The following is a 12,653-nucleotide window of genomic DNA, read 5'->3' as shown; positions in this document are numbered from 1 at the left end:
CCGGCATCAGCGGCGGCGCCACGTGAGCCAGCGCTCGCGCCCTTCGAACACGGGCAGCGAATCGGCCACCGGCAGATCCTCGACCAGCTCGAAGTGCGGCCCGAGCAGCGCGTCGAGTTCCGCCCGGTCGATGCCGAACGGCGGCCCCTTCGGCGTGGCGCCGACAAAGAAGTAGCCGGCCAGCAGCCCGCCGGCCGGCAGCAGCGCGGCCATTTGCGCCGCGTAGCCGGCGCGCCGGTCGCGCGGCAGCGCGCACAGGAATGCGCGCTCGTAGACCCATTGCACGTCGAACGGCGGCGCGTAAGCGAAGAAATCCGCCTGCTCGACGACGTCCGCGTGCGCGCCGAGCTGCGCCTTCGCGGCGGCGACCGCCTGCTCGGCGAAATCGATTGCCCTGACGGGCCACCCGGCCTGCGCGAGCCATCCCGCTTCCTGCGCGCTGCCGCAGCCGGGAATCAGCACGGCGCACGGCGCGTGGCGGCTCGCAAACGCGCGAAAGCCGTCGGGCACGCCGCCGAATTCCCACGGCGTCATGCCGCGCGCGAAGCGCTCGTCCCAGAACGACGCGTCGCCCGGGTCGCGCGACGAGAATTCCGCGGCGCGCGGCGCGGCGGGCGGGTTTTCGCGGGTCGGGTCGGACATCGGATGGCCTCCAGGCGGGTGTCAGGCGCTGTACGCGAGCGCGAGCAGCACCCGCGCGACGAGCGCGCCGACGCCCACGGCCAGCCCGAAGATCAGCAGCGCCTGCAGCAGCCGGTTGGTGCGCTTCTGCTCGACCAGGATCTGCCGCATCAGGTCTTCGCTCGCGGCGCGCGGCGCGTCGTGGCGCGCGGCGATCGCATGGTGGATCAGGCGCGGCAGTTGCGGCAGCGTCTTGCTCCATTGCGGCGCCTCGACCTTGAAGCGCTCGTACCAGCCGCGCAGGCCGATCTGCTCGGTCATCCAGCGCTCGAGGTACGGCTTCGCGGTTTTCCACAGGTCGAGCTCGGGATCGAGCGAGCGGCCGAGCCCTTCGACGTTCAGCATCGTCTTCTGCAGCAGCACGAGCTGCGGCTGGATCTCGACGTTGAAGCGGCGCGACGTCGAGAACAGGCGCATCAGCACCTGGCCGAGCGAGATGTCCTTCAGCGCGCGGTCGAAATACGGCTCGCACACCGCGCGGATCGCGCTTTCGAGCTCCTCGACGCGCGTGTCCGGCGGCACCCAGCCCGATTCGAGGTGAAGCGTCGCGACGCGGTGGTAGTCGCGCTTGAAGAACGCGAGGAAGTTCTGCGCGAGGTAGTTCTTGTCGAAATCGGACAGCGCGCCGACGATCCCGAAGTCGAGCGCGATATAGCGGCCGAAGGTCTTCGGGTCAAGGCTCACCTGGATGTTGCCGGGGTGCATGTCCGCGTGGAAGAAGCCGTCGCGGAACACCTGCGTGAAGAAGATCTCGACGCCTTCGCGCGCGAGCTTCTTGATGTCGACGCCCGCCGTGCGCAGCGTCTCGACCTGGCTGATCGGCACGCCGGACATGCGCTCCATCACGAGCACGGTCGACGTCGAGAAATCCCAGAACATCTCCGGCACGAGCAGCAGGTCGAGGCCCGCGAAGTTGCGGCGCAGCTGGCTGCCGTTCGCCGCCTCGCGCATCAGGTCCAGCTCGTCGTGCAGGTACTTGTCGAATTCGGCGACGACCTCGCGCGGCTTCAGGCGCCGGCCGTCGGCCCACATGCGCTCGGTCCACGTCGCGATGTCGCGCATCAGTGCAAGGTCGGAATCGATGACGGGCAGCATGTTCGGGCGCAGCACCTTCACCGCGACCGCCTTGCCAGCGTGCACGCCCTGCTTGAGCTTCGCGAAATGCACCTGAGCGATCGACGCGCTCGCGACCGGCTCGCGCTCGAATTCGTCGAACAGCTCGTCGACCGGCGCGCCGAGCGCCTTCTCGATGAGCCCGATCGCGACCGACGAATCGAACGGCGGCACCTGATCCTGCAGCTTGGCAAGCTCGTTCGCGAAATCGACCGACAGCAGGTCGCGGCGCGTCGACAGCACCTGGCCGAATTTCACGAAGATCGGGCCGAGGCTTTCGAGCGCGCGGCGCAGCCGCACCGCCGGCGGATCGGAATAGCGGCGGCCGATCGTCGTGATCCGCAGCAGCAGCTTCACGCGCCGGTCGTCGATCCGGGACAGCATCACCTCGTCGAGGCCGAAGCGGATGACGGTGTAGAGAATCTTGATGAAACGGAAAATGCGCATGCCCGGCGGCCCTCAGTGCGCGCCGCGCGGGCTGCCGCCCGTGCGCGCGCCGATTTTTTGTTCGAGTCGCTCGACCCGCTTTTCGACCCGGGCGAGCGCGTCCCGCGCGCGCGCCAGTTCGGCGTCGAGGTCCGCGAGCGACGCACGCCGGACGACTTGCGGTTTCTCGTCGAGCCAATATTCGACGACAGAATCGAGCACATTGCGGCCGGTGCGGCGCGCGCGCGCGCCGGCGTCGCGCACGACCGTCGCGATCCGGTGCGCCGCCGCGTCGCCGACCAGCTTCGCGAGATCTTCTTCCGGTTCCCAGCGCAGGTGCTCGGCCAGCTTCGCGATCTGCGTCGCGAACTCCGCGTCGCCCTCGATCTTCACGTGCTTCATCACGGCCGCCTGCCCGCCCTGCAGGAACGCGGCCACGGTGTCGCCGGCCAGCGCGATCGACACGTCGACGTGCTGCGCGTCCTGCGCATCGACCGCGGACAGATAGCCGTCGGGCTGCACCAGCAGCGTGAGCGTGACGGGCGGCACGTCGAAGCGGGCGGTCTTGCCCGCGTAGGGAATCAGGCGGTCACGCGCCCAGGATTCGCGCGCGAGCAGGTGATTGACAGCAGCAGCAAAAGGCTTGGCGGCAAAGGTCATCGGGCTGGGAAAGAAAAACCCGCGCGGACCGGACGTCCACGCGGGTTTCTATTGTAACGTCGGATCGTCGGCAGACTGCGCTCGACCGCACGCGCCGGCGGCAAGCGGCCGCACAGCAACGACCTCGCCGGCCGCCGGCTGCGTTCAGTGCGTGTTGAGCTGCTGGATGCCCGCGAGCAACCAGCCCTGGCCACCCGACTTCGCCAGGTTCCACACCTCGTCGAACGGCGCGGCCGGCGCGTTCGCCGCCTCGCGGATCAGGCCGTGGAAGCGCACGCTCGCCGACTGCTCGATGCCGCGATCCTCGATCGCGACCAGTTCGGCGTCGAGCTGCACGACGTCGGTCTGGTTCGCTTCGTTGCCGCGCGAATCGAGGTCGATCTTGATCTCGGCGAACATCTCGGGCGTCGTGAACTCGCGGATGTCGGCCAGGTTGCCCTGGTCCCACGCGGCCTGCAGGCGCACGAAGTAGACCTTCGCGCTGCGCAGGAACGCTTCGGTGTCGAAGCCGGCCGGGACCTGCAGCGGCGCCGCTGCAGCGCCTGCCGCCGCCGCAGCTGTGCCGCCGCCGAACACGCTCTGCGCTTCGTTCGCGTAGCTGCTGCCGCTGCCCGCGTAGTTGCCGCCGCTGCCCTGCTGGAACGACGAACCCTGGGCATAACCGCCCGCCGACGACGCCGAGCCGCCGACCGAGTACGCCGGCTCGTTCGAACGGCGGCGATTCATGAACTTGCGGATCAGCCAGATGCCGATCGCCGCGAGCAGCGCGATCACGATCAGGTTCGACATCATGCTGGCGAATGCGCCGCCGAGGCCGAAGTGAGACAGCAGCGCCGCGATGCCGAGACCGGCCGCGAGGCCGGCGATCGGCCCAAGCCAGCGCGAGCGGTTCGGCTGCGCGGCCGGCGTAGGCGCGGCCGGGTTCGCGCGCTGCGCCTGCGAAGGCGCGGCCTGCTGCATCGGCTGCTGCGCAGGCGGCGTCGCCTGGCGCTGCGTGACGGTGGAGTTCTGGCGGCCGATGCTGCGCCCGCCGCCCATGCGCCTGGCTTCGGCGTCGAGCGATGCGAACGTGCCGGCCGTGAGCAGGCCGACCATCAGCAGCGTGCCGACCCGTCGAGCCCACGGCTTCGACGGCTTGCTACGGTTGAACAACGAACGCGATTGGGACATCAGCATCTCCAGATGTAAGGCAAACGTATGGAAAGAACCCGTTAATACTTGGTTCCAAGGTGTAAAGCTACCACGCCACCTGACAAATTGTAATATTTGACGGCATCGAGGCCCGCTTGCTCCATCATCGTCTTCAGCGTGTCCTGATCGGGATGCATCCGGATAGATTCGGCAAGATACCGGTAACTGTCGGCATCTTTCGCGAACTTGTCGCCAAGCCACGGTAATACTTTGAAAGAATACAGATCGTACGCCTTTTTCAGCGGCTCCCACACTTTCGAGAATTCGAGCACCATCACACGGCCGCCCGGCTTCGCGACGCGGCGCATCTCGGCGAGTGCGGCGTCCTTGTGCGTCATGTTGCGCAGCCCGAACGCGACCGTGACCACGTCGAAGTAGTTGTCCGGAAAGGGAATCTTCTCGGCATCGCACAACAGCGACGGCGTCACGATACCCTTGTCGAGCAGCCGGTCGCGGCCGACCCGCAGCATCGATTCGTTGATGTCCGTGTGCCAGACCTCGCCGGTCGGCCCGGCGGCCTTCGCGAACGCCTTGGTCAGGTCGCCCGTGCCGGCCGCGATGTCGAGCACCTTGTAGCCCGGGCGGACGTTCGCCTGCGCGATCGTGAAGGCCTTCCACGCGCGGTGCATGCCCGCCGACATCAGGTCGTTCATCAGATCGTAGTTGCTCGCGACCGAATGGAACACGCCCGCCACTTTCTTCGCTTTATCGTTTTCCTCGACGCTTTCGAAGCCGAAGTGGGTTTTGCTCATCGCGTTGATCCTCAGTAAATGGCAAGACGGCGCCGAGTGCCCCGGCGCCGTCGCTCAGTGGCAGTGGCCGTGCGGCGTGCCCGCCGCCGGCATCGGGGCGTCGCGATCGACGCCCGCCGCCTTCAGTTTGTCGAAATAGTCGCGCCAGAGCGCATCCTGCTGCGTCGCCAGCTGGTACAGCAAGTCCCACGAATAGATGCCGGTCGAATGACCGTCGGAGAAGGTCGGCTGCAGCGCGTAGTTGCCGACGCCCTCGAGCGCGGTGATCGTCACTTCGCGCTTGCCGGTCTGCAGGGTTTCCTGGCCGGGCCCGTGGCCGCGCACCTCCGCCGACGGCGAATAGACGCGCATCAGCTCGAACGGGATCCGGTAGTTCTCGCCGCTCGGATACTGCAATTCGAGCACGCGCGACACCGCGTGCACGACGACGCCCGACGGAATCGGGGTCGTGGAAGTCAAACCGCTCATGGCTGCCTCGAATCGGTCATTCGTTGAATCTCTTCACGCACCGCGTTGTGCAACAGCGTGGCCTGCGCGGCGCGCGAGCGCAGCAGCGCCTCCGACACGCTGCGCTGCCGCGGCGCCCAGACGGGCTGCGGGAAATGCGCGTCGTTCGAGAAGCGCGGGATCACGTGCCAGTGCACGTGCGGCACCATGTTGCCGAGGCTCGCGAGGTTCACCTTGTTCGGCTGCATCACGCGCCGCACCGCGCGCTCGACCGCGCAGACGACGTTCATCACGCGGGCGCGGTCGGCGTCGCCGAGATCGGAGAACTCGGCGACGTGCGCCCCCCAGATCACCCGGCAGAAGCCCGGGTAGTCGTGCTCGCCCGTCGCGAGGACGACACGCAGCGTGTCGTCCTGCCAGAGCACCTCGCCGCCGTCTTCACGGCAAAACACGCATTTCATCGTCGCCCCCGGTCGTGCTGTCGTCATGCCCGCATTAGACCAGCACGCGCTCGATCCCGCCATGGTTTGCGCGTGCGACGTAGTCGGCCATCCAGTTCTCGCCGAGCACCTGGCGCGCGATCTCGACGACGATGTAGTCGGCCTCGAGGTTCGCGTCCTCGTTGTAGCGCGACAGGCCCTGCAGGCACGACGGGCAGCTCGTCAGGATCTTCACGTCCGCGCCGCCGTTCACGGGCGCCGGCGCGTCGCCGGCCACGACCGGGATGCTGCGCAGCTTCGCCGCCCCCTTGCGGATCTCCTCTTCCTTGCGGAAGCGGACCTGCGTCGACACGTCCGGGCGCGTGACCGCGAGCGTGCCCGACTCGCCGCAGCAGCGCTCGTTCTTCTCGATCCTGTAGCCGTCCTTGTCCGAGCCCATCAGCTCGTTGACGAGCTTGACCGGGTCCATCGTCTTGATCGGCGTGTGGCACGGGTCGTGATACATGTAGCGCGTGCCCTTCACGCCGTCGAGCTTCATCCCCTTCTCGAGCAGGAACTCGTGGATGTCGATGATCCGGCAGCCCGGGAAGATCTTGTCGAATTCATACCCCGCGAGCTGGTCGTAGCAGGTGCCGCACGACACGACTACCGTCTTGATGTCGAGGTAGTTCAGCGTGTTCGCGACCCGGTGGAACAGCACGCGGTTGTCGGTGACGATCTTCTCGGCCTTGTCGTACTGCCCCGCGCCGCGCTGCGGATAGCCGCAGCACAGGTAGCCCGGCGGCAGCACGGTCTGCACGCCCGCTTCCCACAGCATCGCCTGCGTGGCCAGCCCGACCTGCGAGAACAGGCGCTCGGAGCCGCAGCCCGGGAAGTAGAACACCGCTTCCGAATCGACGGTCGTCGACTTCGGGTTGCGGATGATCGGCACGATCTTGTTGTCCTCGATGTCGAGCAGCGCGCGCGCCGTCTTCTTCGGCAGGTTGCCCGGCATCTTCTTGTTGACGAAGTGGATCACCTGCTCGACGACGGGCGGCTTGCCGACGGTCGCCGGCGGGTGCTGCGTCTGCTTCTTCACGACGTTCTTCAGCATGTCGTTCGCGAAGCGCTGCACCTTGTAGCCGACGCCCATCATCACGCTGCGCGCGGCGTTGATCGTCTGCGGATTGGTCGCATTCAGGAAGAACATGCCCGCCGCGCTGCCCGGGTTGAACTTCTTCTTGCCCATCTTGCGCAGCAGGTTGCGCATGTTCATCGTCACGTCGCCGAAGTCGATCTTCACCGGGCACGGCGTCGCGCACTTGTGGCAGACCGTGCAGTGGTCGGCCACGTCGTTGAACTCGTCCCAGTGCTTGATCGACACGCCGCGGCGGGTCTGCTCCTCGTACAGGAACGCCTCGACCAGCAGCGACGTCGCGAGGATCTTGTTGCGCGGGCTGTACAGCAGGTTCGCGCGCGGCACGTGGGTCGCGCACACCGGCTTGCACTTGCCGCAGCGCAGGCAGTCCTTCACCGAATCGGCGATCGCGCCGATGTCGGACTGCTGCATGATCAGCGACTCGTAGCCCATCAGCCCGAAGCTCGGCGTGTACGCGTTGCGAAGATCGGCGCCGTCGAGCAGCTTGCCCTTGTTGAAGCGGCCGTTCGGATCGACGCGCTGCTTGTACGCGCGGAATTCGGCGATCTCGTCGTCGGTCAGGAACTCGAGCTTCGTGATGCCGATCCCGTGCTCGCCGGAAATCACGCCGTCGAGCGAGCGCGCGAGCGTCATGATGCGCGCGACCGCCGCGTGGGCGTCCTGCAGCATCTCGTAGTTGTCGGAGTTGACCGGGATGTTCGTGTGGACGTTGCCGTCGCCCGCGTGCATGTGCAGCGCGACGAACACGCGGCCGCGCAGCACCTGCTTGTGGATCGCCTGGGCCTCGTCGAGGATCGGCTTGAACGCGCCGCCGTTGAAGATCGCGCGCAGCTCCGCGCGGATCTCCTGCTTCCACGAGATCCGCACCGTGCGGTCCTGCGTGATGTGGAACACGTTCACGCCCGGCTGCTGGTCGACGCGGTCCGCGAACTTCTCCGCGAGCGCCTCGTAGCCGAGCTGCACGAGGTAGTGCTGCGCCTCGCGCAGCGGCTGGTCGAGCCGGTCGCGCACGAACTCCCAGCGCGCACGCACGCGCTTGAGCAGCTCCAGCGCCTGCTGCACGCGGTCTTCCAGCAGCTCGGCGCTCGGGATCTCGTTCGCGTCGTCGGTCTTGCCGAGCGGCAGGTTGCCGCTCGTGAAGAACGCCTCCAGCGCGTCGACGAGCTGCAGCTTGTTCTTCAGCGACAGCTCGATGTTGATGCGCTCGATGCCGTCGGTGTACTCGCCCATCCGGTTCAGCGGGATGACGACGTCCTCGTTGATCTTGAACGCGTTGGTGTGCTTCGCGATCGCGGCGGTGCGGCTGCGGTCGAGCCAGAAGCGCTTGCGCGCCTCGGCGCTGACCGCGACGAAGCCTTCGCCGCTCTTGCCGTTGGCCATCCGCACGACCTCGGACGTCGCGTGCGCGACCGCATCGGCGTCGTCGCCGACGATGTCGCCGATCAGCACCATCTTCGGGAACGCGTTGCGCTTGCTCTTCGTCGCATAGCCGACCGCGCGCAGGTAGCGCTCGTCGAGATGCTCGAGGCCGGCGAGGATCGCGCCGCCCTGCTTCGACGTCTCGAACAGGTAGTCCTTGATCTCGACGATGCTCGGGATCGCCTCGCGCGCCTGGCCGAAGAATTCGAGGCAGACGGTGCGCGTGTGCGCGGGCATCTTGTGCAGCACCCAGCGCGCGGACGTGATCAGGCCGTCGCAGCCTTCCTTCTGCACGCCCGGCAGGCCGGCGAGGAACTTGTCGGTGACGTCCTTGCCGAGGCCCTCCTTGCGGAACCGGCGGCCCTCGATCTCGAGCATCTCGCTCTTGAGCAGCTTCTCGCCCGGCGCATACGCGCCGTCGAACCACTTCAGCTCGAAGCGCGCGACCGGGATGTCGTGGATCTTGCCCTGGTTGTGCTCGTGGCGCGTGACTTCGAGCCAGTTGCCGTCCGGGTCGACCATCCGCCACCAGGCCAGGTTGTCGAGCGCGGTGCCCCACAGCACGGCCTTCTTGCCGCCCGCGTTCATCGCGACGTTGCCGCCGATGCAGGACGCGTCGAGCGAGGTCGGATCGACCGCGAACACGTAGCCGGCCGCCTCCGCCGCTTCCGTCACGCGGCGCGTGACGACGCCCGCGCCGGAGAAGATCGTCGGCACCTTGTGCGCGACGCCCGGCAGCTCGGTCAGCTCGACCGCGCCGAGCTGCTCCAGCTTTTCGGTGTTGATCACCGCCGAGAACGGCGTGAGCGGCACCGCGCCGCCCGTGTAGCCGGTGCCGCCGCCGCGCGGGATCACCGTCAGGCCGAGCTCGAAGCAGGCCTTGATCAGGCCCGCGATTTCCGCTTCGGTGTCCGGGGTCAGCACGACGAACGGGTACTCGACGCGCCAGTCGGTCGCGTCGGTCACGTGCGACACGCGCGACAGCCCGTCGAAGCGGATGTTGTCCTTCTGCGTGCAGCGGCCGAGCGCCTTGGTCGCGCGGCGGCGCAGCTCGGCCATCTTGTCGAATTCCTCCGCGAACTCGTCGACCGCGCGCTGCGCGGCGGCCTCGAGCATCCCGACGCGCACCGCGCGCTCGCGGCCCGCGTCGTCCTGGTGTGCGGTCAGGTCGGCGTGACGGCGCTTCTCGATCTCGCCGAGGCGGTGGTTCAGCGCCTCGATCAGCAGCGCGCGACGCTTCGGGTTGTCGAGCAGGTCGTCCTGCAGGTACGGGTTGCGGCGCACGACCCAGATGTCGCCGAGCACTTCGTACAGCATCCGCGCCGAGCGGCCGGTGCGGCGCTCGGCGCGCAGCTCGTCGAGCACGGCCCAGGCTTCCTCGCCCAGCAGGCGGATCACGATCTCGCGATCGGAGAACGAGGTGTAGTTGTACGGGATCTCGCGCAGACGAGGTGCGGGGTCGGCGGCGACGGCGGCGGCCGCGCCATGCGGATCGAAAACTTGTGGTGCGTTCATGTTCGGACGACTCGGAGGGCCGAAACGCCGGGCAAACGGGCGTCGGCAAGCGCGTGGGCGCAATCTTGGGGAAATCTGTTCTAGTACCAGGCGCGACACGGCCTGGCGGCACTCGGAGCCATCAGCACGATCGCGCGCGGCGCGCATGCCGTTCCGCCGCGGGGCTGGCTGCGCGCGGCGACGGCTTCAAAGGGGCGATCCGAGGGTGCCTCTGCATCTTCCGATCCTTGATTCAAAACGGAATTCTAACCCATGATCGGGCCTCGCGTGAGACCTCGGACCGGCCGTGGGGATATCGGCGGAAGGCCCGCCGGCCGTGGCCCGAAGCGGTTTCGGACCGCCATTCGCCGTCCGTCCGGTCGGTAACCGGCCGGTTAAGCCCGCCGGGGCGTCGCTGCGCCGCCGGAAACGGTCGCGACGCACATGCTATTCCGTATGAAAACAGACCCCAGGCGCTATCATTGGGCTTTTACGTCTGCATCCGCACTGCACGCGAGCGCCCATGGCATCCCACGATTATCTGAAGAAAATCCTCACCGCGCGCGTCTACGACGTCGCGATCGAGACAGAGCTCGAACCGGCCCGCAACCTGTCGGCCCGGCTGCGCAACCCCGTCTACCTGAAGCGCGAGGACAACCAGCCGGTGTTCTCGTTCAAGCTGCGGGGCGCGTACAACAAGATGGCGCACATTCCGGCCGATGCGCTCGCGCGCGGCGTGATTACCGCGTCGGCGGGCAACCACGCGCAGGGCGTCGCGTTCTCGGCGGCCCGGATGGGCATCAAGGCCGTGATCGTCGTGCCGGTCACGACGCCGCAGGTGAAGGTCGACGCGGTGCGCGCGCACGGCGGCCCGTCGGTCGAGGTGATCCAGGCGGGCGAGTCGTACAGCGACGCGTACAAGCATGCGCTGACGGTGCAGGAAGAGCGCGGCCTCACGTTCGTCCACCCGTTCGACGATCCGTACGTGATCGCGGGCCAGGGCACCGTCGCGATGGAAATCCTGCGCCAGCACCAGGGCCCGATCCACGCGATCTTCGTGCCGATCGGCGGCGGCGGGCTCGCCGCGGGCATCGTCGCGTACGTGAAGGCCGTGCGCCCGGAGATCAAGGTGATCGGCGTGCAGACCGAGGATTCGTGCGCGATGGCGCAGTCGATCGACGCCGGCCGCCGCATCGAGCTTTCCGAGGTCGGCCTGTTCGCGGACGGCACCGCGGTGAAGCTCGTCGGCGAGGAAACCTTCCGGCTCTGCAGCGAACACCTCGACGGCGTCCTGACGGTCAACACCGACGCGCTGTGCGCGGCGATCAAGGATGTGTTCCAGGACACCCGCAGCGTGCTCGAACCCTCCGGCGCGCTGGCGGTCGCGGGCGCGAAGCTCTACGCGGAACGCGAAGGCATCGAAAACCAGACGCTCGTCGCGATCACGTCGGGCGCGAACATGAACTTCGACCGGATGCGCTTCGTCGCCGAGCGCGCCGAAGTCGGCGAGGCGCGCGAAGCGGTGTTCGCGGTGACGATCCCCGAGGAGCGCGGCAGCTTCAAGCGCTTCTGCTCGCTCGTCGGCGACCGCAACGTCACCGAGTTCAACTACCGGATCGCCGACGCGCAGGCCGCGCACATCTTCGTCGGCGTGCAGATCAAGCGCCGCGGCGAATCAGCGGAAATCGCCGCGAACTTCGAGTCGCACGGCTTCCAGACCGTCGACCTGACGCACGACGAGCTGTCGAAGGAGCACATCCGCTACATGGTCGGCGGCCGCTCGCCGCTCGCGCTCGACGAGCGGCTGTTCCGCTTCGAATTCCCGGAGCGCCCGGGCGCGCTGATGAAGTTCCTGTCGTCGATGGCGCCCGACTGGAACATCAGCCTGTTCCACTACCGCAACCAGGGCGCGGACTACAGCTCGATCCTCGTCGGCCTGCAGGTGCCGCCCGCCGACCATGCGGAGTTCGAACGCTTCCTCGCGACGCTCGGCTATCCGTACGTCGAGGAAAGCGGCAATCCGGCCTATCGCCTGTTCCTGTCCTGAGCGAGCCCATCCATCATGAATCCCGAACACTCCCCGCTCGGCAAGGCAACCGTCTACGCGAACCAGTACGACGCGTCGCTGCTGTTCCCGATCCCGCGCGCCGGCGCGCGCGCGCAGATCGGCATCACGTCGGCGCTGCCGTTCTTCGGCACCGACATCTGGAACGCGTACGAGCTGTCATGGCTCAACGCGCGCGGCAAGCCGCAGGTCGCGGTCGCGACGTTCTACGTGCCGGCCGAATCGCCGAACATCGTCGAATCGAAGTCGTTCAAGCTGTATCTCGGCTCGTTCGCGCAGACGAAGTTCGATTCGATCGACGCGGTGCGCGACGCGCTGAAGCGCGACGTGTCGGCCGCGTGCGGCGCGAGCGTTTCCGTGCAGCTCGTGTCGCCGCACGACTTCGGCAAGCTCGAGATGGACGAGCTCGACGGGCTGTCGCTCGACCGGCTCGATCTGGACACCGACATCTATGAGCCCGATCCGTCGCTGCTCGCCGCCGCGCACGACGAGGCGCCGGTCGAGGAAACGCTCGTGTCGGACCTGCTGAGATCGAACTGCCCGGTCACCGGCCAGCCGGACTGGGGCAGCGTGCAGATCCACTACGTCGGGCCGCAGATCGACCATGCGGGCCTGCTGCGCTACATCATCTCGTTCCGCAATCACACCGGCTTTCACGAGCAGTGCGTCGAGCGGATCTTCCTCGACATCCTGCATGCGTGCAAACCGGTGAAGCTCGCGGTGTATGCGCGCTATACGCGCCGCGGCGGGCTCGACATCAACCCGTTCCGCACGAACTACAACCAGCCGATGCCGGATAACGCGCGGACGGCGCGGCAGTGACGCGC

The 12,653-nt window shown here is 67.5% G+C and carries 10 protein-coding genes; 2 read left to right on the top strand and 8 right to left on the bottom strand.

Annotation, left to right across the window (positions count from 1 at the left end; genetic code table 11):
- Window positions 1-6: 6 nt before the first annotated feature.
- From WJ35_RS13510 to WJ35_RS13475, 8 genes are all read right to left on the bottom strand, one after another.
- Entirely contained in the window at window positions 7-642 is a 636-nt protein-coding gene (locus tag WJ35_RS13510; protein WP_059756557.1) for a methyltransferase domain-containing protein, read from the bottom strand.
- A gap of 21 nt (window positions 643-663) precedes the next feature.
- Complete coding sequence (ubiB, locus tag WJ35_RS13505; RefSeq protein WP_010090709.1) at window positions 664-2,241, bottom strand: ubiquinone biosynthesis regulatory protein kinase UbiB; 1,578 nt, start codon at window positions 2,239-2,241, stop codon at window positions 664-666.
- A gap of 12 nt (window positions 2,242-2,253) precedes the next feature.
- Window positions 2,254-2,880 (bottom strand): ubiquinone biosynthesis accessory factor UbiJ, encoded by a 627-nt coding sequence (locus WJ35_RS13500; protein WP_059612112.1) that lies wholly within the window; start codon window positions 2,878-2,880, stop codon window positions 2,254-2,256.
- 144 nt (window positions 2,881-3,024) lie between these two features.
- Window positions 3,025-4,050, bottom strand: coding sequence for a Tim44 domain-containing protein (locus tag WJ35_RS13495; RefSeq protein WP_069239440.1), 1,026 nt, complete (start codon window positions 4,048-4,050; stop codon window positions 3,025-3,027).
- Window positions 4,051-4,091: 41 nt separating this feature from the next.
- Window positions 4,092-4,823 (bottom strand): bifunctional demethylmenaquinone methyltransferase/2-methoxy-6-polyprenyl-1,4-benzoquinol methylase UbiE, encoded by a 732-nt coding sequence (gene ubiE / locus WJ35_RS13490; protein WP_010090706.1) that lies wholly within the window; start codon window positions 4,821-4,823, stop codon window positions 4,092-4,094.
- 54 nt (window positions 4,824-4,877) lie between these two features.
- The gene (locus WJ35_RS13485; protein WP_010090705.1) at window positions 4,878-5,291 is read right to left on the bottom strand and encodes a gamma-butyrobetaine hydroxylase-like domain-containing protein; all 414 of its coding nucleotides are present in this window, start codon (window positions 5,289-5,291) and stop codon (window positions 4,878-4,880) included.
- Window positions 5,288-5,731 (bottom strand): HIT family protein, encoded by a 444-nt coding sequence (locus WJ35_RS13480; protein WP_060236857.1) that lies wholly within the window; start codon window positions 5,729-5,731, stop codon window positions 5,288-5,290. The genes WJ35_RS13485 and WJ35_RS13480 overlap by 4 nt, the downstream gene beginning before the upstream one ends.
- A gap of 34 nt (window positions 5,732-5,765) precedes the next feature.
- Window positions 5,766-9,782, bottom strand: a complete 4,017-nt coding sequence (locus WJ35_RS13475; protein WP_069239305.1) for a DUF3683 domain-containing protein — start codon at window positions 9,780-9,782, stop codon at window positions 5,766-5,768.
- 502 nt (window positions 9,783-10,284) lie between these two features.
- On the opposite strand from WJ35_RS13475, the gene ilvA reads away from it, so the two are divergent.
- Both ilvA and queF read left to right on the top strand, forming a co-directional pair.
- A complete protein-coding gene (gene ilvA, locus WJ35_RS13470) occupies window positions 10,285-11,808 on the top strand; it encodes a threonine ammonia-lyase, biosynthetic (protein ID WP_060236864.1) in 1,524 nt (507 codons plus the stop codon).
- A 15-nt stretch (window positions 11,809-11,823) separates the two neighbouring features.
- Window positions 11,824-12,648, top strand: a complete 825-nt coding sequence (gene queF / locus WJ35_RS13465; RefSeq protein WP_010090700.1) for an NADPH-dependent 7-cyano-7-deazaguanine reductase QueF — start codon at window positions 11,824-11,826, stop codon at window positions 12,646-12,648.
- The last annotated feature ends 5 nt before the right edge of the window (window positions 12,649-12,653 follow it).

Origin of the sequence: Burkholderia ubonensis (assembly GCF_001718695.1) — a bacterium.
GTDB classification, from domain to species: domain Bacteria; phylum Pseudomonadota; class Gammaproteobacteria; order Burkholderiales; family Burkholderiaceae; genus Burkholderia; species Burkholderia ubonensis_B.
Note: the sequence above shows the minus strand (reverse complement) of the source record. Positions and strands in the feature narration are given on the sequence as shown.

Bases quoted from the DNA above. Each gene is read 5' to 3' on its own strand.
- WJ35_RS13510 (WP_059756557.1), bottom strand. From the start codon at position 642: ATGTCCGACCCGACCCGCGAAAACCCGCCCGCCGCGCCGCGCGCCGCG.
- ubiB (WP_010090709.1), bottom strand. From the start codon at position 2,241: ATGCGCATTTTCCGTTTCATCAAGATTCTCTACACCGTCATCCGCTTC.
- WJ35_RS13500 (WP_059612112.1), bottom strand. From the start codon at position 2,880: ATGACCTTTGCCGCCAAGCCTTTTGCTGCTGCTGTCAATCACCTGCTC.
- WJ35_RS13495 (WP_069239440.1), bottom strand. From the start codon at position 4,050: ATGTCCCAATCGCGTTCGTTGTTCAACCGTAGCAAGCCGTCGAAGCCG.
- ubiE (WP_010090706.1), bottom strand. From the start codon at position 4,823: ATGAGCAAAACCCACTTCGGCTTCGAAAGCGTCGAGGAAAACGATAAA.
- WJ35_RS13485 (WP_010090705.1), bottom strand. From the start codon at position 5,291: ATGAGCGGTTTGACTTCCACGACCCCGATTCCGTCGGGCGTCGTCGTG.
- WJ35_RS13480 (WP_060236857.1), bottom strand. From the start codon at position 5,731: ATGAAATGCGTGTTTTGCCGTGAAGACGGCGGCGAGGTGCTCTGGCAG.
- WJ35_RS13475 (WP_069239305.1), bottom strand. From the start codon at position 9,782: ATGAACGCACCACAAGTTTTCGATCCGCATGGCGCGGCCGCCGCCGTC.
- ilvA (WP_060236864.1), top strand. From the start codon at position 10,285: ATGGCATCCCACGATTATCTGAAGAAAATCCTCACCGCGCGCGTCTAC.
- queF (WP_010090700.1), top strand. From the start codon at position 11,824: ATGAATCCCGAACACTCCCCGCTCGGCAAGGCAACCGTCTACGCGAAC.